This window comes from Embleya scabrispora DSM 41855 (assembly GCF_000372745.1).
Classification (GTDB): Bacteria; Actinomycetota; Actinomycetes; order Streptomycetales; family Streptomycetaceae; genus Embleya; species Embleya scabrispora.
Map to the genome: position 1 here is coordinate 241,901 of NZ_KB889675.1, position 20,517 is coordinate 262,417.

15 protein-coding genes are annotated in these 20,517 nt (G+C 69.7%); 5 read left to right on the plus strand and 10 right to left on the minus strand.

The window, feature by feature from the left end:
* Nucleotides 1-116: 116 nt before the first annotated feature.
* Together thyX and A3IC_RS0126400 are read right to left on the minus strand one after the other, a co-directional pair.
* A complete protein-coding gene (gene thyX / locus A3IC_RS0126395; RefSeq protein ID WP_020553071.1) occupies nucleotides 117-860 on the minus strand; it encodes an FAD-dependent thymidylate synthase in 744 nt (247 codons plus the stop codon).
* 49 nt (nucleotides 861-909) lie between these two features.
* Nucleotides 910-1,641 carry a hypothetical protein gene (locus tag A3IC_RS0126400; protein WP_026218765.1) on the minus strand — a complete coding sequence of 244 codons (732 nt, stop codon included), beginning with the start codon at nucleotides 1,639-1,641 and terminating at the stop codon, nucleotides 910-912.
* A 174-nt stretch (nucleotides 1,642-1,815) separates the two neighbouring features.
* Between A3IC_RS0126400 and A3IC_RS0126405 the strand changes: the two genes are divergently transcribed.
* Both A3IC_RS0126405 and A3IC_RS56710 read left to right on the plus strand, forming a co-directional pair.
* Complete coding sequence (locus A3IC_RS0126405; protein WP_020553073.1) at nucleotides 1,816-2,361, plus strand: GNAT family N-acetyltransferase; 546 nt, start codon at nucleotides 1,816-1,818, stop codon at nucleotides 2,359-2,361.
* A 112-nt stretch (nucleotides 2,362-2,473) separates the two neighbouring features.
* Entirely contained in the window at nucleotides 2,474-3,151 is a 678-nt protein-coding gene (locus A3IC_RS56710; protein ID WP_040877226.1) for a TetR/AcrR family transcriptional regulator, read from the plus strand.
* Here the strand turns inward: A3IC_RS56710 and A3IC_RS0126415 are convergent.
* From A3IC_RS0126415 to eccD, 6 genes are all read right to left on the minus strand, one after another.
* Nucleotides 3,148-3,606: a hypothetical protein gene (locus A3IC_RS0126415; RefSeq protein ID WP_020553075.1), complete on the minus strand. Its 459-nt coding sequence runs from the start codon at nucleotides 3,604-3,606 to the stop codon at nucleotides 3,148-3,150. The genes A3IC_RS56710 and A3IC_RS0126415 overlap by 4 nt on opposite strands.
* Nucleotides 3,607-3,611: 5 nt before the next feature.
* Nucleotides 3,612-4,364 (minus strand): 4-hydroxy-tetrahydrodipicolinate reductase, encoded by a 753-nt coding sequence (gene dapB / locus A3IC_RS0126420; protein WP_026218766.1) that lies wholly within the window; start codon nucleotides 4,362-4,364, stop codon nucleotides 3,612-3,614.
* A gap of 51 nt (nucleotides 4,365-4,415) precedes the next feature.
* Complete coding sequence (locus tag A3IC_RS0126425; RefSeq protein ID WP_020553077.1) at nucleotides 4,416-5,777, minus strand: M16 family metallopeptidase; 1,362 nt, start codon at nucleotides 5,775-5,777, stop codon at nucleotides 4,416-4,418.
* Nucleotides 5,774-7,996 (minus strand): polyribonucleotide nucleotidyltransferase, encoded by a 2,223-nt coding sequence (locus tag A3IC_RS0126430; protein WP_020553078.1) that lies wholly within the window; start codon nucleotides 7,994-7,996, stop codon nucleotides 5,774-5,776. Before A3IC_RS0126430 ends, A3IC_RS0126425 begins: the two co-directional genes overlap by 4 nt.
* A gap of 321 nt (nucleotides 7,997-8,317) precedes the next feature.
* Entirely contained in the window at nucleotides 8,318-8,605 is a 288-nt protein-coding gene (rpsO, locus tag A3IC_RS0126435) for a 30S ribosomal protein S15 (protein WP_020553079.1), read from the minus strand.
* A 144-nt stretch (nucleotides 8,606-8,749) separates the two neighbouring features.
* A complete protein-coding gene (gene eccD, locus A3IC_RS0126440) occupies nucleotides 8,750-10,150 on the minus strand; it encodes a type VII secretion integral membrane protein EccD (RefSeq protein ID WP_020553080.1) in 1,401 nt (466 codons plus the stop codon).
* Between the two features lie 276 nt (nucleotides 10,151-10,426).
* Between eccD and A3IC_RS0126445 the strand changes: the two genes are divergently transcribed.
* The 3 genes from A3IC_RS0126445 to A3IC_RS63900 all read left to right on the plus strand — a co-directional run bounded on the left by A3IC_RS0126445 (nucleotide 10,427) and on the right by A3IC_RS63900 (nucleotide 17,998).
* Nucleotides 10,427-14,377, plus strand: a complete 3,951-nt coding sequence (locus A3IC_RS0126445; RefSeq protein ID WP_026218767.1) for a type VII secretion protein EccC — start codon at nucleotides 10,427-10,429, stop codon at nucleotides 14,375-14,377.
* Between the two features lie 224 nt (nucleotides 14,378-14,601).
* Nucleotides 14,602-15,048, plus strand: coding sequence for a hypothetical protein (locus tag A3IC_RS0126450; RefSeq protein WP_158696109.1), 447 nt, complete (start codon nucleotides 14,602-14,604; stop codon nucleotides 15,046-15,048).
* A 1,759-nt stretch (nucleotides 15,049-16,807) separates the two neighbouring features.
* Entirely contained in the window at nucleotides 16,808-17,998 is a 1,191-nt protein-coding gene (locus A3IC_RS63900; protein ID WP_158696110.1) for a S8 family serine peptidase, read from the plus strand.
* A gap of 699 nt (nucleotides 17,999-18,697) precedes the next feature.
* Here the strand turns inward: A3IC_RS63900 and mycP are convergent.
* Entirely contained in the window at nucleotides 18,698-19,840 is a 1,143-nt protein-coding gene (gene mycP / locus A3IC_RS0126465) for a type VII secretion-associated serine protease mycosin (RefSeq protein ID WP_245599509.1), read from the minus strand.
* 382 nt (nucleotides 19,841-20,222) lie between these two features.
* Entirely contained in the window at nucleotides 20,223-20,510 is a 288-nt protein-coding gene (locus A3IC_RS0126470; RefSeq protein ID WP_026218771.1) for a WXG100 family type VII secretion target, read from the minus strand.
* Nucleotides 20,511-20,517 lie beyond the last annotated feature (7 nt).

Genomic DNA, 20,517 nt, shown 5'->3' on the forward strand with positions numbered 1-20,517 from the left:
GAGCAGCGTCTGATCTCTTTCAGTATCGACCATCGAGGGCGAAACCTTAGGGATTCAGGCGAAAAATTTCCAATGTCACCCTATGTGCCGATTTGACCACCCGGACGGCGCAACACCTAGGGCGCGACCCGTCCGTTCGTGTTGAACGCCGCGTATGTGAGCGGCATGAGTTCGGCCCACGCGGCCTCCATCCGCTCCGCGACCATCTCGATCTCGCGCTGCGGGAAGGACGGGAAGGTCGCGTCCTCACGCTTGGTGCGCAGCCCGAGGAAGTGCATCAGCGAACGCGCGTTGCAGGTCGCGTACATCGACGAGTACAGGCCCACCGGCAGCGTGGTGCGCGCCACCTCGCGCGCGACGCCCGCCTCCAGCATGCGCTGGTAGCCCGCGTAGGCGGCCTCGTAGGACTCGCGCGTCGCGCTGTCCACCGTCTTGTACTGATCGGGGGTGCCGTCGACGAAGACATAGGCACCGGGCTTGCCCTGCTGGACCAGCTTGCGGTCCTCGGCGGGCACGTAGAACACCGGCTGCAGCTCGCGGTAGCGGCCGCTTTCCTCGTTGTACGACCAGCCGACGCGGTGCCGGTGGAACTCGCGGAAGACGAAGATCGGCGCGCTCACGAAGAACGTCATCGAGTTGTGCTCGAAGGGGCTGCCGTGCTTGTCCCGCATCAGGAAGTTGATCAGACCCTTGGACCGCGAGGCGTCCTTTTCGAGCTCGTCGAGGGACTTCTCCCCCGCCGTGGAGACCCGAGCCGCCCACAACACGTCCTGGTCGGCGGCGCTGTGCTTGATCAGCTCGACCGTGACGTCGCTGCGGAAGCGGATGGCGGACGGATTCTCCTGGGGTGTTTCGGTCACGCGGAGTTGCTCCTCGTCGATGAGGTTCGGGTGAGACGGGCGCTCAAGCCTAACCACGCCCACCGACATCGCTCGACGCCGTGGCCGAGCCGCCGGCCGTCGGCGTGGACCGCGGCACCACCACCGTGCCGGGCTGCGTCGCCGGCCCCTCGGCGGGTCGGGTCGCGGCGCTCGCGGGCAGTGCCACGGACGTCTCGAAGGACGCCTTGTCCAGACGGGACATGAACGGCTGCACCTGGATCACCAGCTTGCCGACCAGCTCGCGGGGCACCGCGAAGTTGTAGGTGAGCACCGTGTCGGCGTTGCGCGCCACCTGATCCGAGCCGCCGCGCAGGGGCCCGGCCTTCGCGGGTCCGCACGGCAGTCCCTCGGGCCCGGCGTACAGCGTCACGCCGAACAGGTCGGCCACCAGGGTGGAGCCGGTCCGGTTGGTGTATCGGATCGGGACGGCCACGTCGACCGTCTCGCGCTTCTCGTTCGGCACGCTCGCCGTACGAATCACCACGAGCGGCAGCGTGGCCACCGTCAGCCCGTTCGAGTACGTGTGTGATCCCTGTTTCTGCGGGACCTGCCCGGGTGGGACGGCCGCGCCGGAGGGCGGCGCGCCCGGCGCCGAACCGCCCGTCGGGTTCTTGTCCGGCAGATCCGGCGGGTTGCCGGTGGCACCCGCGGCAGCCGCCTTCGGCTTCTCGTCGTCGATCGTCGGACCGACCATGCAGCCGCTCGCGAGCAGCACGACCACCGCACACGCCGGGGCGATTCGTCGGATCCGGACCCCCATGACCATCCTCCGCTGCCGCGCCCACCAACCCTTGGCGGACAGCGTCGCACGCCACGCGCGAGCTCGGGAGCGCCTGTTCCGCGTGTCGCCCACGCGTGTGGGCGTTCGGCGAGCGGCGGACACGAACCGCCCCGGCGCGCGAGAATCGGCCGAACTCGACGATGGGGGCGCCACATGACCGATCCGTACGTACGCCCGGCCCACGCCGGCGACGGTGCCGCGTTGGGCGCCACGCATGCCCGGGCCTGGCACGACGCCTACACCGGTGTGCTGCCGGCCGCCGCGCTGGAGGCGGCCACGCCGCAGGCGCTGGCCGCCGAGTGGGAGGACGCGGCGCTCGCGCCACCGTCGCCCCGCCACCGCCTGCTGGTGGCCTGTGCGGGCCCGACCGTGGCCGGCTTCGCGGCCCTGGTACCCGGCTCGGACGAGGATCTCGACCCGGCCGGCACCGGCGAGTTGGCGATTTTGGTGATCGACCCACCACGGCAGCGCGAGGGGCACGCGTCGCGGCTGCTGACGGCGGTCGTCGCGGACGCCGCGACGGACGGCGTGCAAACGCTGGTGACCTGGGTTCTGGAGAGCGACAAGCCGCTGTACGACTTCCTGGTCGGCGCCGGCTGGGCGCCCGACGGCGCGACGCGCGAACTGTGGGTGGACGAGGCGGGCGGTTCGGTGATCCGACAGGTCCGACTGCACACGGCGGTGACCACCGGGGAGTGAGCACGGATCGGCGGCTCCTCTCCGTCCTGTGTCGAGACGGCGGACAAACACGGTGAACGCCACACCGTTGTGCCATTGAACAAGGTAAGTCAGCCGTCTTAACGTGGGCGCCGTGAGCCGAACTCCGACCCGCGAGCGCCTTCTGCTCACCGCCGAGCGGCTCTTCGCCGTGCACGGAATCGACGCGGTCTCGCTGCGACAGATCAGTGTCGCGGCGAGTCAGCGCAACAATTCCGCCGCGCAATACCACTTCGGCAACAAAGAGGAGTTGATCCGGGCGATCTTCGGATTCCGGCTCGTCGCGATCAACGCGCGCCGCGAGGATCTGGTCCGCGAGTCGGTCCGGACCGGAGTGGATCAGGAGCCGAGGGCGCTGGCCGAGGCCATGGTGCGGCCGCTGGCCGAACAGATCGACGTCGGCGGTAGTTTCTACCTGCGCTTTCTGGCCCGCGTGCACCAGCACATGGGCGCGAGCACGTACGCGCTGCCCGCGATGGGCCTGGAGGGCAGCTCGCCGGAGTTCGGCCGGTTGATCGACCTCGCGCTGGGCCATCTGCCGACCGCCGTGCGGCGCAACCGGCTGCGGCTGGGCGGGAGTCTGGCGGTGCACGCCACGGCCGACCGCGAACAGCGGGTGCACGAGGGGCAGGCGCACGACGTGCTGCCGCCGGCGGCCTTCGTGGCGGACCTGGTGGACGCCGTGGTCGGCATCCTGGCCGCGCCGGTGTCGGCCCAGGTGCTGGCCGCGTTGGAGCCGCCGACGGGCAGCAGGCCGGCCCGGGCGGGTTAGGCCGAGGTCGCGGACGTCCTGCCCGCGTGCAGGCGGATCGCGGTGAGCATGGCCCGGCGCCCGCGCGCGTTGTCGCGCGCGTCGCCGTACGCGATGGCCAGCCGGTACCAGACCCGCCAGTCCTCGGGGGCGGCCTCGGCCTCCGCCTTGCGGCGTTCGAACACCGCGTCCGCGCTGTCCCGGTCGACCCGGCCGCTCGGCGTGCGCTGCAACTCGTCCGCCGGCAGGCCGTCCTCGGCCGCCAACTCGCGGGCCAGGCGCTGCATCGCGAAGCCGAAGCGCACCTCGCGCCAGATGTACCAGGCGCCGACGACGGGCACGAGCAGGATCGCCAGGCCCAGCACGATGGTGACCGGCTTCCCGTCGCGAATCGCGATCATGCCGCGACTGCCGACGAGGAAGACGTAGAACACCAGGACCGCGATCAGCACGAGCGCGGTGACACGTTGCTTCACGATGCTCAGTCCAGATCGAGGAAGTGTTCCAGGCCCACGGTCAGGCCGGGCGCGGAGACCACACGACGCACCCCGAGCAGCACGCCCGGCATGAACGACGTGCGCTGGAAGGAGTCGTGCCGGATGGTCAACATCTCGCCCTCGTCGCCGAGCAGGACCTCCTGGTGGGCGACCAGACCGCGCAGGCGCACCGCGTGCACCGGGACGCCGTCGACCTTGCCGCCGCGGGCGCCGTCCGGGTCGTCCACCGTCGCGTCGGGCATGTCCGCCAGACCCGCCCGCTCGCGTGCCTCGGCGATCATCTCGGCGGTCCGGCGGGCGGTGCCACTGGGTGCGTCGAGCTTGTTCGGGTGGTGCAGTTCGACGATCTCGGCCGACTCGTAGAACCGGGCCGCCTTGGCCGCGAACTGCATCATCAGCACCGCGCCGATGCCGAAGTTGGGCGCGATCAGGATGCCGGTCTGCGGGCTCGGGGCAAGCCACTCGCGCAGCCGCGCCAGCCGGTCGGGGGTGAAACCGCTGGTGCCCACGACGGCGTGGATGCCGGCGCCTGCGCAATATTCGAGGTTGCCCATGACCACACCCGGGTGGGTGAAGTCGACGGCGACCTGCGCGCCCGCCTTGGCAAGCTCCGCGAGTTCGTCGCCTTCGTCGACGCGCGCCACCAGTTCGAGGTCGGCCGCGGCCTCGACGGCCCGGCACACCTCGGAACCCATGCGGCCGGCCGCACCGATCACACCCACCCGGATTGCAGTCATGTTGTCGTGCACTCTCCAGTCAGAACGGTTTCGACTTCGATCGGAGGGCGATCAGGCCGACGCGGCGACGAAGTCCTCGTCGTCGGCGAACGGTCCGACCACGGCCAGGGTGGGCCGCGCGGCGAGCAGGTGCTTGGCCACGTCGTGGATCTCGGCGGCCGTGACCGCGGCGATCCGGGCGAGCACCTCGTCGACGGACAGGTGTTCGCCGTACACGAGTTCGCTCTTGCCGATCCGGCTCATCCGGGACCCGGTGTCCTCCAGGCCCAGCACGGTCGAGCCGCGCAATTGCCCGATGGCCCGATCGATCTCGTCCTGCGGCAGGCCCTCGCGGACCACCCGGTCCAACTCGGTCCGGCAGATCTCGATCACCTGGCGGGCCTTCTTGGGCTGGCAGCCGGCATAGATGCCGAACACACCCAGGTCGGCGTAGCCGGAGTGGAAGGAGTAGACCGAGTAGGCCAGGCCGCGCTTCTCCCGGATCTCCTGGAAGAGGCGCGAACTCATCCCGCCGCCGAGCGCGGTGTTGAGCACGCTGAGCGCGAATCGCCGGTCGTCGTCCCGGGCCAACCCCGGCATGCCCAGCACCAGATGGGCCTGCTCGGTCGGCCGGTTCAGCACCCGTACGCTGCCCGCCGCACGGACACCGCGGCCGCCGGCGCGCGGCGCGGCGGGCACCGCCGCCTCGTCCACGCGCACGTGCGCGAACGCCTTCTTGACGAGGCGGACCACCTTGGCGTGGTCGACGTTGCCGGCCGCGGTCACCACCATGTTCGGCGCCTTGTAGCGACGCTTGTAGTAGCCGCTGATCTGGGTCCGGGTGAGCGCGTTGATCGACTCGACCGTGCCCAGCACCGGGCGACCGAGCGGGGCGTCGCCGAGCATCGCGTCGTAGAAGAGCTCGTGGACGAGGTCGCCGGGCTCGTCCTCGTTCATCGCGATCTCCTCGAGGATCACGCCACGTTCGGCGTCCACGTCCTCGGCGTCGATCAGCGAGCCGGTCACCATGTCGCAGATCACGTCTATCGCGAGCGGGAGATCGGTGTCGAGCACGCGTGCGTAGTAGCACGTGTACTCCTTGGTGGTGAACGCGTTCATCTCACCACCGACCGCGTCCAACTCGGCCGAGATCTCCAGCGCGTCGCGCTTGTCGGTGCCCTTGAACAGCAGGTGTTCGAGGTAGTGCGAGCTGCCGGCCAGGGCGGGGGTCTCGTCTCGCGAGCCGACCCCGACCCAGATCCCGAACGTGGCGGAGCGCACGGACGGCATGTTCTCGGTGATCACCCGAAGGCCGCCCGGCAGGACGGTGCGGCGGACGGCACTGGTGCCGTCCGCGTCACGCAGCAGGGTCTTCGTGGAACCAGGCCGCTGCGCGGACGCAGCGACCTGGTTCTTCGACGAGGAGGACGTCACTTGGCGGCAGCGTCCTCGGAGGTCTCGGCGTTGTCTTCGCCCTCGATGACCGGGACGAGCGACAGCTTGCCGCGCTGGTCGATCTCGGCGATCTCGACCTGCACCTTGTCGCCGACCTTGATCACGTCGTCGACGTTCTCGACCCGCTTGCCGCCGGCGATCTTGCGCAGCTGCGAGATGTGCAGCAGGCCGTCCTTGCCGGGCATCAGCGACACGAACGCGCCGAACGTGGTGGTCTTGACAACCGTACCCAGGTACCGCTCGCCGACCTCGGGCATCGTCGGGTTGGCGATCGCGTTGATCGTCGCCCGCGCGGCCTCGGCCGAGGTGCCGTCCGAGGCACCGATGTAGATCGTGCCATCGTCCTCGATGGTGATCTCGGCACCGGTGTCGTCCTGGATCTGGTTGATCATCTTGCCCTTCGGGCCGATGACCTCGCCGATCTTGTCCACCGGGATCTTGACGGTGATGATGCGCGGCGCGAACTGCGACATCTCGTCCGGCGTGTCGATGGCTTCCATCATCACGTCGAGGATGTGCAGGCGGGCGTCCTTGGCCTGCTTGAGCGCACCGGCGAGCACCGACGCCGGAATGCCGTCGAGCTTGGTGTCGAGCTGGAGCGCGGTGACGAACTCCTTGGTGCCGGCGACCTTGAAGTCCATGTCGCCGTACGCGTCCTCGGCACCGAGGATGTCGGTCAGGCACACGTACTCGGTCTTGCCGTCGACCTCGTCCGAGATCAGACCCATCGCGATGCCCGCGACCGGCGCCCGGAGCGGCACACCGGCGTTGAGCAGCGACATCGTGGACGCGCAGACCGAGCCCATCGAGGTCGAGCCGTTGGAGCCGAGCGCCTCGGACACCTGACGGATCGCGTACGGGAAGTCCTCGCGGGCCGGCAGGACCGGGAGGATGGCGCGCTCGGCGAGCGCGCCGTGGCCGATCTCGCGGCGCTTGGGCGAGCCCACGCGGCCGGTCTCGCCGACCGAGTACGGCGGGAAGTTGTAGTTGTGCATGTAGCGCTTGCGCGTCTCGGGCGAGAGCGTGTCGAGCATCTGCTCCATGCGCAGCATGTTCAGCGTGGTGATGCCCAGGATCTGGGTCTCGCCGCGCTCGAACAGGGCCGAGCCGTGCACACGCGGGATGACCTCGACCTCGGCCGACAGGGTACGGATGTCGGTCAGGCCACGACCATCGATGCGCACCTTGTCGCGCAGCACGCGCTGACGCACGAGCTTCTTGGTGAGCGCGCGGAACGCGCCGCCGATCTCCTTCTCGCGACCCTCGAACGCCGGGAGCAGCTTCTCCGCGGCCAGGTCCTTGACGCGGTCGAGCTCGTTCTCGCGGGCCTGCTTGCCGGCGATGGTCAGCGCGGCCGACAGCTCGTCGGTCACCGCGGCGGCCAGCGCCTCGAAGACGTCGTCCTGGTAGTCCAGGTAGACCGGGAACTCGCCGGTCTCCTTGGCGGCCTTCTCGGCGACCTGGACCTGCGCGGCGCACAGCGCCTTGATGAACTTCTTGGACGCCTCGAGGCCGTCCGCGACGACCTCCTCGGTCGGCGCGTCCGCGCCACCCTTGACCAGCTCGATCGTGCCGGTCGTGGCCTCGGCCTCGACCATCATGATCGCCACGTCGCCGTCCTCGAGCACACGGCCCGCGACGACCATGTCGAACACGGCGCGCTCGAGCTCGGTGTGCGTGGGGAAGCCGACCCAGGTGCCGTCGATGAGCGCCACCCGGACGCCACCGATCGGGCCGGAGAACGGCAGGCCCGCGAGCTGGGTGGACATCGAGGCCGCGTTGATCGCGACGACGTCGTACAGGTGGTCCGGGTTGAGCGCCATGATCGTCTCGACGATCTGGATCTCGTTGCGCAGGCCCTTCTTGAAGGACGGGCGCAGCGGACGGTCGATCAGGCGGCAGGTGAGGACGGCGTCCTCGGACGGGCGGCCCTCACGGCGGAAGAACGAGCCGGGGATCTTGCCCGCGGCGTACATGCGCTCCTCGACGTCCACCGTCAGGGGGAAGAAGTCGAGCTGGTCCTTCGGGCGCTTCGAGGCGGTCGTGGCCGAGAGCACCATGGTGTCGTCGTCCAGGTAGACCACGGCGGAGCCGGCGGCCTGCCGGGCCAACCGGCCGGTCTCGAAGCGGATGGTGCGGTTGCCGAACGTGCCGTTCTCGATGACTGCTTCGGCGAAGCTGATGTCGGGACCCTCCACGGGTACCCTCCTCGTTCGTTTCGAGGGAGGTCCGCGGCGCATGACGCCTGAAGGGCCGGCCGAGCCGGTCTTCGATCGAAGCACCCGGGTGCGTTACCCGGGGGCCACTACCGAGGACCGGCGCTGTAGGTCGGCGCCTTGGTCGCGACGCGGCGCTCCCATGTCTTTGTTCGTCTTCGCTCGCGCTTGCGCGCGAGCGATTTCGTGTTGTCTTGTTCTATCTCAGCGCGGGATACCCGCGCCCCGAATACAGCCTACAAAGACCGTGTCCGGATACGGCGAAGGAGCGGCTCGCGAAAGCCGCTCCCCCGTCGTGCGTTACTAGCGGATGCCGACGCCGCTGCGGCGGATGCTCAGGCGGTCCGTCAGCGTGCGGTAGCGCTCGATGTCCTTCTTGGCCAGGTAGCCGAGCAGGCGACGACGCTGGCCGACCAGGAGCAGCAGGCCCCGGCGGCTGTGGTGGTCGTGCTTGTGCTCCTTGAGGTGGGCGGTGAGCTCGTTGATGCGGTAGCTCAGGATCGCGACCTGCACCTCGGGGGAGCCGGTGTCGCCTTCCTTGGTGGCGTAGTCGGCCATGATCTGCTTCTTCGTTGCGGTGTCGAGCGACACGTGTTCTCCCTCTGCAAGGTGGTGAGCGCCCCCGGTCTGACTCACGGAGGCAACTGGGCTCACATGGTGCGGGCGCGCGGCCCGTGGGCAGCGCGCATCCCGGGCACGCGGCTCCGGGATACGGACAACCCTAGCAGGAGCGCATCAGGCTGTGATGTTCCGCAGCTTGTCGTACAGATCCAGCACCGCCAGGCACAGCGGAACGACGGACACCATCAGCATGCCTTCGAGCACGTCCATCATCCGCCCCCAGAACGGGGACAGCCCGCGGGTGGGCACGGTGGTCGCGACGATCGCGAGCAGCGCGCCGACCGCGCACACCAGCGCGAAGATCCAGCCCTGGCGCTCCTTGTCCAGGAATCCGGTGTCCAGGGTCAGCCCGATGAAGAGCATCGCCAGGCCGAGCAGGCCGGCCGTGTACAGCACGGTGACCTGCGTGGTGTGCCGGAACAGGCGAGCGCGACCGAGGGTGACCAGGGCCAGTACGGCGGTCAGGATCCGGGTCCACATGGTGTCGACGTTGCCCAGCACGACGCACGAGGCGACGATCACGGCGGCGCACGCCCCGGTGAGGCCGCTGAGCACCTCGTGCCCGTTGCGGGCGCGCGCGGCGACATCGGCGTGGTCCAGGGTGTCGCTCTGCCGGGCGGTGGGCGCGTCCGAGGGCAGGAAGCCGATCGGCAGGCGGGCGAGGCGGGCCGCCCAGGAGGGCAGGAAGGCGATCATCGCGATCGCGACGGTGCCGGCCACGGCCGCCGCCTCGCGCGGGCCGCTCTCGAAGGTGATCAGGCCGAAGGTGGCCAGCGTGCCGAGCGCGCCCGCGCCGGCGCCGGCGATGTAGACGGCACCGCGTTCCGGCAGCAGCGCGGCGATCAGCGTGGAGACCACCAGGACCGCGACGCAGGCGGTCAGGAACTGGACCCGTCCGGGACCCTCGCGCACCGGCGGCTCGATCGCACCCAGGCCGGCCAGGAAGGCGTTCGGCAGCGCGCCCAGGCCGAGCACGGCGCCGCCCACGTGGTCCCCGTACACCCGGGAGCGCACACCGGCGACCACGGTGAGCACCAGGGCCAGCGAGCCGCCGACGATGGCGGGCAGGCCGTGCGGCAGGGGGGTCATCCGCCAGAGCGCGATGGCGCCGAGGGTGAAGAAGGCAGCCGCACCGGACAGGCCGGCGATCCGCAACATCTCCGGCGTCCACAACCGGTTGTCGCCGGCGACCGAGGTGGCCACCGAGTCGGCCACGTCGTCGTAGACCGGCGGCGGCGGTGCGTCCGCGAGCGCGGTGAAGCGCAGCAACTCGCCGTCGCGCACGTTCTGCCCGGCCAGGGTGAGCGCACTGTCCAGGGGCTCGCCGTCGAACCGGGTGAGCTGGAAGCCGGTCACCGCGCCGTTGCGCTGGGTCTGTCCGGACAGCCGGAGTATCTCCGGGTACAGCTCCGCGAGCGGGACCTCTTCCGGCAGCGCGAGATCGACTCGGCAGTCCGGCGCGATGACGGTGATCCGGGCGAACCCGGTGGTGACCGTCGTGGTCGTGGAGTTCACCTGTGCAGATCCCCCTGCTTGTAGCTGCCCCGTGTCCCGCGGCCCCGAGGGGCCGGGATGACGACGCACTCTATACGCCGCGACACGGCTCACCACTGGCGTCGACGGGGTCGGCCAGTAGTATCGGCGCACACACGAACGGCTCAACCGGCTCACGTGTGCATGGAGACGACCCTGACGGGGTGGGTTGACTCACATAACCTGCTCCTTTTCCGTGCTCTGCGGCGGGCTCGATCCATGTCCCAGGATCCTCGCGACGGATGAGGCTGATTCACCTTGACCGTGGTCATCGTCAAGCGCCCACCCAGGGTGCTGCCCTCTCCTGTGCCGGCGGAGGAGATCCAGCTCCAGGCGCCGCCCGAACTGGAGCGCCCCACCGACCAGAACTGGATCATGAGCGTGCTCCCGATGATGGGCATGCTCGGCTCGGCCGGCTTCTTCTTCATGCCCGGTGCGCCGAAGATGATGATGGTCATGGGCGGCATGATGATGGTCTCGTCGCTGGTCATGGTGGTCGCCAACATCATCAAGTCGCGTGGTGGCAACCGGGTTCAGATGCTCGATGCCCGACGCGACTACCTGAAGTACCTCGCCCAGCAGCGCAAGGAGGTCCGCCGGACCGCCCGCAAACAGCGCGACGCGCAGTTGTGGACGCACCCGGACCCGGCGCAGCTGTGGTCGGTGGCGGCGGGCGAGCGGCGGATCTGGGAACGCCGAGCCGGTGACGCCGACTTCGCACAGGTCCGGGTCGGCGTGGGCCAGCAGCAGTTGTCCACCCCGCTGGTGGCGCCGAGCACCGCGCCGCTGGAGGAACTGGAACCGCTGTGCGCGGACGCCATGCGGCGCTTCCTGCGCACCCAGGCGACGCTGGACGATTTGCCGATGGCGGTGTCGCTGCGCTCCTTCTATCACCTGACCGTCTCCGGCGAGCCGGAGCGGGTGTACGGGCTGACCCGGGCGATGCTGGGCCAACTCGCGGTGCTGCACTCGCCGGACGACGTGCGCATCGTGGTGGCCACGGACGCCAACTCGCTGCCGCGCTGGGACTGGCTCAAGTGGCTGCCGCATGTGCAGCACCCGTCCCTGTCGGACGGCGCCGGTTCGGTCCGGATGATCGCGGGCGACCTCGGCGAGATCGAGGAGTGGCTGGCCGAGGACCTGGCCGGGCGCTCGCGCTTCGCGGCCGGCGCGCAGCCCGTGTTGGACCAGCCGCACCTGGTGGTGGTCCTGGACGGCGGCGGCGTGCCCGCCAACTCGCTGCTCGCGGGGGCGGACGGGTTGCAGGGCGTGACCATCGTCGAGGTGGTGCCCGGGCCGCTGGACGAACTGCGCGGCGGGCTGGCGATCATCGCCGAGGAGGACCGGCTGACGCTGGAGTCGACGGCGGGCGCGTACGAGGGGATGCCCGACTTCCTGTCGGCGGGCGATGCGGAGGCGCTCGCCCGGAAGTTGGCCCCGCTGCGGCTGTCGGCCAACGACGACGACGAGCCGCTGCTGGCCAACCTGGACTTCACCGACCTGATGGGCATCGGGGACGCGGCGCAGGTGGACGTGTCGCAGACCTGGCGGCCCAGGCCGCCGAACGACCGGCTGCGGGTGCCGATCGGGATCGGCCAGAACGGCGAGCCGATCATGCTGGACATCAAGGAAGCGGCGATGGAGGGCATGGGTCCGCACGGCCTGTGCGTCGGCGCCACCGGATCCGGCAAGTCCGAGCTGCTGCGCACCCTGGTGCTGGGCCTGGCCACCACGCACAGCTCGGAGATCCTCAACTTCGTGCTCGCCGACTTCAAGGGCGGCGCGACCTTCTCCGGGATGTCGGACATGCCGCACGTCGCGGCGGTGATCACGAACCTGTCCGACGACCTGACCCTGGTCGACCGCATGCGCGACTCGATCACGGGCGAGCTGAACCGGCGGCAGGAGCTGCTGCGGTCGGCGGGCAACTACGCCAACATGCACGACTACGAGCGGGCCCGGGTCGCGGGCGCCGCGCTGGAGCCGCTGCCCTCGCTGGTGATCATCATCGACGAGTTCAGTGAACTGCTCACCGCCAAGCCGGACTTCATCGACATGTTCATCCAGATCGGCCGCATCGGTCGATCGCTGGGCGTACACCTGCTGCTCGCGTCGCAGCGTCTGGAGGAGGGCCGGCTGCGCGGTCTGGACACGTATTTGTCCTACCGGATCGGTCTGCGCACCTTCTCCGCCGCCGAGTCGCGCGCGGCGATCGGCGTACCGGACGCGTACCACCTGCCTTCCGTGCCCGGCGCGGGCTACCTCAAGTTCGACACCGAGTCGATGGTGCAGTTCAAGGCCGCGTACGTCTCCGGCACCTACCGGGCCTCCGACCGGGTGCGGCGCAACCAGTCGGGCGCACCCATGCCGGTGCTGTTCGGCAGTCGGTGGACGGCCGCGAACATGTGGAACCGGCAGCCCGATCTGCCGCCGGAGCCCGAGCCCGAGCCGGACATCGACAGCGCGCTCGCGGACACCGTGCTGGACGTGATCGTGCGCCGGATGGTCAACCAGGGTCCGCCCGCGCACCAGGTGTGGCTGCCGCCGCTGGCCGAGTCGAACTCGGTCGACCAGATGTTGCCGCCGCTGCAGGTCACTGCGGATCGTGGGCTCAGCTCGCCCGACTGGGGCGCGAACGGCCGTCTGGTGGTGCCGCTGGGCCTGGTGGACAAGCCGTTCGAGCAGCGCCGCGACGTGATGTACGCGGACCTGTCCGGCGCGGCCGGCCACGCGCTCGTCGTGGGTGGCCCGCGCAGCGGCAAGAGCACCCTGCTGCGCACCATGATCACCTCCTTCGCACTGACCCACACGCCGGCCGAAGTCCAGTTCTACGTACTGGACTTCGGCGGCGGTGGCATGGTCGCGTTGAGCGATCTGCCGCACGTGGGCGGGGTGGCGGGCCGGCTCGACGCCGAGCGGGTGCGCCGGATCGTCAGCGAGGTCAAGGGCATCCTGGACCGGCGCGAGGAGATGTTCCGGGTCAACAACATCGACTCGATCGACACGTTCCGCAGGCGCCGCGCCGCCGGGACGCTGCCGGACGAGGCGTGGGGCGACGTCTTCCTGCTCGTCGACGGCTGGTTGACGCTCAAGAACGACTTCGACGCACTCGAGGCCGAGGTCACCGACATCGCCACGCGGGGTCTGGGCTTCGGCGTGCACGTGGTGCTCACCGCGTCCCGGCACCCGGAGATCCGGCCCGCGCTCAAGGACCAGATCCAGACCCGGCTGGAGCTGCGGCTCGGCGAGACGATGGAGTCCGAGGTCGACCGGCGGCTCGCGGCGAACGTGCCCACGGGCGCGCCGGGTCGCGGCCTGTCCCCGGACAAGCTGCACTTCCTGGCCGCGCTGCCGCGGATCGACGGGTCCTCCTCGGCGGAGGACCTGGGCGAGGGCATGGCGGCCATGGTCGGCGCGATCAAGGCCGCGTGGGCGGGGCCGCCCGCTCCCCCGGTGCGGGTGCTGCCGATGCTGCTGCCCTACGAGCAGTTGCCGACGCCCGCGCAGGTGCCCGGTCGGGCCATCCCGATCGGGGTGGACGAGGCGACGCTCAGCCCGGTGTACCTGGACTTCAACGTCGACACGAACTTCGTGCTGTTCGGCGAGAGCGAGTCCGGCAAGACCAACTTCCTGCGGCTGCTGGCACGCGGCATCTCCGAGCGGTACACGCCGGCCGAGGCCCGGATCATCGTGTCCGACTACCGGCGCACGCTCTTGGACGTGGTCCCCGAGTCGCACCTGCTGGAGTACGCGGCGGCGGCTCCGGCCCTGACCTCGTTCATGAACGAGATCCGAGGCGGCATCGAACGCCGCCTGCCCGGACCGGAGGTGACCCAGGACCAGCTGCGCAACCGGAGCTGGTGGAGCGGCCCCGAGCTGTTCCTGCTGGTCGACGACTACGACCTGGTGGCCTCCTCGAGCGGCAACCCGGTCGGCACCATCGCCGAGTTCCTGCCGCTGGCCCGCGACGTCGGCCTGCACCTGATCATCGCCCGCAGCAGCGGCGGCGCGGGCCGCGCGCTGTACGAGCCGGTCCTGCAAAAGCTCCTCGACCTGGGCACGTCCGGCCTGATCCTGTCCGGCAACCGCGACGAGGGCGCCCTGATGGCCAACGTCAAGCCGGCCCAACTCCCTCCCGGACGCGGCCAGTTCATCACCCGCCGCCGAGGCGTCGAACTGATCCAGACGGCCTGGCTCGCGGAAACCTGACGACGCCCGCAGCCAAAGCGGGGCTCGACCGACATCGGTCGAGCCCCGCTTTGCATCGGTATGCCTGACCCGTCCATCCGAATAGTTATAACGGAACGTCAGCCTCCTCTTGCGATCCGCTGATGATTCATGGATCAATGGGCGACACTGTGGCACGCAGGCGTGTTCGACGTGCGCCGGGGAGGGTCGCGAATCGCGGCGACAAGCTCGGGGGAAGTGTGGTCATGGCAGGACAGGATTCCGCGCCGGGGGGCGGCGGAGCGGGTTTCCGATTGAGCGTGGAGGCATTGGAGGCGTTCCAGGGCGCATTGCAGGCCGTACTGGCCGATCTCGTGGACAGTGCGGACTCGCCGGCGAACGCGACGAAGTACACGATCGGCGAGGGTGACTTGGGAGTGTCCTTCGCCGAGGCACCGTTGATCGGCGGGGTCCTCAAGGAGACGGCCGACCGACTGCAGACCTTGATCAACACGCTGCACGGCCAGATCGCGAAGATGAAGCAGAACATCAAGGCGACCGGCGACAACGTGGTGGCGACGGACGACGAACAGCGCCGCGCCGCACTGCAGATCCAGCAGGTGCTCAACGGCGGCTCGCAACCTCCGGTCGTCGATTCACCTCCTCGGGTACCGCAGGCACCACCGGCGAACCGGAAGGTCGATCTCGGATGACGCGGGGGCGAAGCACGAGAGCCAGGGGGAGATTCTGATGGCGGAAACCGACTTCGAGGGCTTCACCCTCGAACAGTTGCAGGCCATGGTCGCCACGGCGAACCCTTCGGCGCTCGCCGGGTACGGACAAAAGCTCACCGGCGCGGCCGGGAAGATCACGACCGCCGCGGAGAACCTCGCGAGAATCGCCCGAGGCATGAGCGACGGTTGGCAGGGCGAGAGCGCGGACGCCTTCCAACTGCTCGCCGGGCAACTGGTCGCGGCCACCAACGGCCTCGGCGACTACGCCAACGCTGCCGGCGGCCACATCAACCACGTCGGCGAGCAGATCTTCGTAGCCAAGCTGGGCATGCCCCGCGTCGACCCCACGACCCTGGCCAAGGCGAACGGGCCCGCCCCCGTCGTGCCCCCGGGCACACCACCGCCCGCCGACGGCGTGGACCCGGTCAAGGCCCACGCGGACGCCCAGGGCCAGGTGGAGGCAGCACGCCGCGAGGCGATCACGCGAATGCGCACCCTGGCGTCGACCTACCGCGTGGCGGCAACGGACCTCCAGGCAATCCCGGTGCCGGTGTTTCCGGGAGGGGATGAACGTGACGGTCGACATGGAGCCGTATCCATCGTTGGTCCCGGCTCCGGTAGCCCGGGCTCGGGTGGTTCAGGGTCGGGCGGAACTCCGGGTCCCCCGGCTTTCCGTGCCGGGGGTGGGGGCTCAAGCCCCGGAATCTACACAGCCCCTCCAGGTCACCTGCCGTCCGGCGGGACGACGAGCCCCGCCCCTATAAATGCACCTACTCCCTATGCGCCCCAAGTAACCAATCTCCAAGGAACTGGTTCGCTGACCGCGCCCGACTCGTCGATCGACAATCCATGGGCTCCCCAGCCTCCCGCCGGTGGGTCTGGCCCAGGCTCAACTACGGGAGGAAGTCCTCCCAGTGGAAATCTCCCAGGTGTTCCTCCGCTGTCGGGATCCGGTCCTGCTACCTCACCAGCCGGAAGTGGGCGCTACCCAGGCGGCCCTGGATTGCCTGTTATCGGAGGAGGCGGAAGGGGAGGAACTTCCGGCGGGAGTTCCGGAAGTGTGACTCCACGCAGCGGAGGCCCGTATGGGGGTCCTGTAGTCCCGCCCGGATCAACACCGCGTAGTGGTGGCCCTCAAGTCGGTGGCGGACGAGGAGCCTTCAACACCCAGCCTGAGGCGCGTGGCCCCGGCGCGAGCAGCCCCAGCGGAGCCGGGGGAACAGGGTCGCCTGGCCGCACACCTGGCATGCCGGGAGCCCCGGGGGTTGGCGGTTCCGCTGGATCACCAATCAGCAGGGCTTCCGGAAGCAGGCTGGCACACTCGCAGGGCGGTTCTGTCGGTAACGCTTCCGGAGCCGCCTCACGCCGAAACTCCCCTCGGTTGCAGGCACTACCCGCCGATGGATCCGCGCCTGAGCCAGCCGGTGCGGGAACACAGCAGCGCATGGCATCTTCCGGGCAACGCACCCCCTTCACTGGCGGCTCACGCTCCGAGCAGGTTCTGCGGCGTGCACCACGGCCGGAGGAGGACGACGACAATGTCTGGGACGGTCCCCGACGGCCGGGCGTCGTTCCACCTGTGATCGACTGATCGTCTGCCATCGCTGTCCCGAAAGGACATCGCCGTCGCATGAGTGAACCCCCCTCCCGATCCGCCCGTTTGCCCTGCGTTCTCGGCATGCTCTTGGCTCTCCTCGTTCTCATCGGAAATCTGGCACCTCCTGCCCAAGCGGAGTCCGTGCGCGCTCAACAGTGGTATCTGGATGTGTGGAAAATCGATGAGGTCTGGAAACTTGCCCGGGGGGCAGGGGTAACCGTCGCAGTGATCGACGGTGGAGTCGACGCCACGCATCCGGACCTGGTCGGCCAGGTTCAGTCCAGTTTGAATTCGCCGGGGGACTCGGACGGCCATGGCACCGGTATGGCCAGTCTCATCGCAGGGCAGGGACAAGCGGGCGGTGGCCAGGGCGTCTACGGCGTGGCGCCCGAGGCAAAGATCCTTCCCTTCAGGTCCGCACGCACTCCCTCTGGCAAAATGGATCCGATCTCGACCGCAAAGGGAATTCGCCTTGCTGCCGATTCCTCGGCCCGCATCATAAATCTTTCCATTGGCGGCTCGGCTGGCAATCCAGTCGAACGCGAAGCTATTTCTTACGCTCTGAGCAAGGGGAAGCTGGTAGTTGCTGCCGGCGGCAACTCACCGGAAGACGTGAACGATCAGCCGGTCTACCCTGCGTCCTATCCCGGAGTCTTGGCTATCAGCGCTTTGAGCCGTGAGGGGAAACCTGCCAGCAACAGCATCCGAGGACCATGGATCTCATTGTCGGCCCCCGGCGAAGAAATCCCTCACGCTTGCACGACAAGCACCCGCTACTGCAAAGGTGTTGGCTCCAGCGATGCCACCGCCCTCACCTCCGGCGTTGCCGCGCTCGTGTGGTCCGTGCATCCCGACTGGACTGCCAATCAGGTCATCCGGCGCCTTATCGACACCGCGAATCGGCCCAATGAGCCCGTGCCTTCGGACACCTTCGGGTACGGCGCCGTCAGCCCCCGCAAGGCCCTCGCCGCCACCGACACGCCCGGCCCCGCCGACGTCAACCCGCTGATCGGCGTGCGCGGCGACAAGCCCGCCCCCGCGACCACCGCGCCGAGCACATCGCCCTCGGCCGCCGCGTCGGCGCCGGCCGCACCCGCCGGCACCGCTCCTCCCGCAGCCACCGCCGACAAGTCCGGCGACGACGACAATCTCCTCGTCCCGATCCTGGTCGGCACCATCGCCGCGGCCGCCCTCGTCGCCGGCGCCACCGTCATCACCATGCGCCGCCGCAGAGCCCGCGAACTCGCCCGCCGGCAAGCCGCCGCCGCACCCCCCTGGCCCACCGCACCGCCGACCTACCACCCCGGCGGCGGCCCGTACGATCGGCGTTGACGAAGAACAGTTCGAACCAGACACCATGGCCGCCACGCGGCGGTCGGAACAGCGGTGCCCGGGTGCCGTAAGTGCGGCCTCGCAGAGTGTGCGCGGAATCGGGCAATCCTCGCGGTCCTCACCGCACCAACCACCCTTGCGGTCGCAGATGGCCGCGGGGGCCGGAGTCGCGTCGCCCCGCACGGATCGCCGAACGTCTCCCGCAGCGCCGCGCCCGCTTCGCACCCTTGTCCACGTGGTAGGGGGCGACAGCCGACGGTGAACGGATCCCGGGACGAGTGAGTGGCACCCGCGTTCGAAGCGTGCGGGCCAAGTCGTGGATCGGCACGATCGGATCGGCGCGCCGCGCGAGCTCGAGCGCGACTCCGAGACAGGTCCGGCAGCAGGAACCGGCCCGTGGGCGGCGGAAGTTGTTCGTCCAAGACTTTCGCCGCCCGAAACGACGCGGGGACCGGCGAGCCGGCGGGCCGCGCGGGAGCAGCTCATCCGGCTGGGCCGCCGAGGTCGCATTGTGAACGGTTGAGCCGTCGGTCGACGGCCGGTCCGGATGCGCCGATGAGGGGACGAGCAGGGTGTCCTCGCTGGGCGCGAGGAGCTGCCGTAGCCGTGACCGAGTCGATGGCCTTGTGCACCTGAAGCAGAAGTCGCAACGAACGGAACCGACGGCGGACGAGAACCGCCCCGGACCCGGCTCCGAGATCAACCCCTTCCGGGGCCTGCCTTCCCGCGCCGGCGGGCGTCGCGGATGACGATCGCGGTGCAGATGACGACGATGGTCAGGCCGATGGCCATGAACAGGACCACCGACGCCTGGCGGCGGTCGCGGTCGGCTCGGGTGGGGCCGTGGGCCAGGGGGGCGACGTTGACGAGTTCGGTGCTGCGGTCGACCTTGGGGTCGGGGACCGGGGCGGACGCGGGGACCACCGTGGAGCTGAGGGCGCGCAGCGGGTCGACCACGCCCCAGCCGACGCCGTCCACGTGACCCGGGGCGCCGCGCTGCGCGGTCTGTTCGATCAGCGTGATCACCTGGGCCGCGGTGTAGGTCGGGTGCGCCGAGCGGATCAGCGCCGCGACGGCGGCCACGTACGGGGTCGCGAAGGAGGTGCCGTTGCCGCTGCAGTGGCCGCCCTTGGGCACCGTCGACCACATGTCCACGCCCGGGGCCAGCACGCCCACGTAGGGCTTGTTCTGCGAGAACGGCGCCCGCTCGTTGTTGCGGTCGGAGGCGCCGACGCCCAGGACGCCGGGATACTTCGCCGGCCACGAGTCGAGGTTGTCCTTGTCGCCGGAGTTGCCCGCGGCGGCGACCACGACCACCTGCTTGGCGATCGCCCGCTGCACCGCGTCGCGCAGCTTGACGCCCGGCTCCTGGCCGCCCACCGTGTCCTGCGAGATGTTGATCACCGTGGCGCCCCCCGCCACCGCGAAGTCGATCGCCGCGGCCAGGCTGTCCTCGTTGCCCTTCGTCGCGTCGTCGCCGCCGTTCTGCCGGATCGGCAACAACTTCGCGTCGGGCGCCAGACCCACGAAGCCCGTGTCGAGCACGGGGGTCAGCCGACTGCCGGGTCGGGCCGCGATGATGCCCGCGGCCATCGTGCCGTGGCCGTGGGTGTCGTCGGTACCGTCGGCCTTGTCGTTGAAGAAGTCCTTGCCGGGCACGATCGCCGGACCCAACTGCGGGTTGTCGTTGTCGATTCCGCTGTCGATCACCGCGACCGTGACGCCGTCGCCGGTGGACTTCTGCCAGAGCTCGTCGAGCAGTACACGCTGCAGCGACCATGGCTTGCCGGGCATCGGCTTGGAGGGGTACACACATTCGCCCGCGAGCAGCTCGGTGTCCACCGGCCCGCCATCGACCGCCCCCGACCCGGCCGGCAGCAGCAGGCCAAGCGCGAGAAGAGGTGCCGTCCACCGTCGCCGCACGGGTCGCATCGGTTCGTTCGCCTTCCGGATCACCACCGACCGGCCCCGGACTCCCGGGCCGGCCTGGCCTGTCGTGTGGATGTCCCCGGCCCCCGTGAGACCGATGACGGACGCGGGAGGAGGCGGGCACGAGCCCGCCTCCTCTACACCGCGTCACAACGATGGCACCGGCCGGCGACCCGGCGACCGCCCCCGGACCGATACCGCTGTCGCGCCGATACCGGTACCACGTCGACAGCGCTGTCGAACCGCGAGCGCCCCCACGCCGGTACGAACCGCCGGTGCCTCGGAATTCCCGGTGTCAGTGCCACATCTTGGCGTTGGACGCCTCGGTCTGGCGGTACGCGTCGGCCGCACGCATCAGGCCGTCGGCGATGCCGTTGAGCGCGTCCTGCAGACCCTGCGCGTTCTGGTCCCAGCTCGCCTGCTGGACGAGGTAACCCTCGCGCGCGTCACCGGACCACGACTCGGTGACCGGCGAGATGTCCCGCTTCAGACCCGACTGCATGTCGGCGAGACGGGCGTTGAGGGCGCGAATATCGGCTGCGGCCTGTTCGAGCGCAGCAAAAGTGACAACTACCTGCGACATGCTTTCT

Excerpts from the sequence above, each read along its gene's own strand:
- A3IC_RS0126400 (WP_026218765.1), bottom strand. The coding sequence starts at position 1,641 with ATGGGGGTCCGGATCCGACGAATCGCCCCGGCGTGTGCGGTGGTCGTG.
- A3IC_RS0126405 (WP_020553073.1), top strand. The coding sequence starts at position 1,816 with ATGACCGATCCGTACGTACGCCCGGCCCACGCCGGCGACGGTGCCGCG.
- dapB (WP_026218766.1), bottom strand. The coding sequence starts at position 4,364 with ATGACTGCAATCCGGGTGGGTGTGATCGGTGCGGCCGGCCGCATGGGT.
- A3IC_RS0126450 (WP_158696109.1), top strand. The coding sequence starts at position 14,602 with ATGGCAGGACAGGATTCCGCGCCGGGGGGCGGCGGAGCGGGTTTCCGA.
- A3IC_RS0126470 (WP_026218771.1), bottom strand. The coding sequence starts at position 20,510 with ATGTCGCAGGTAGTTGTCACTTTTGCTGCGCTCGAACAGGCCGCAGCC.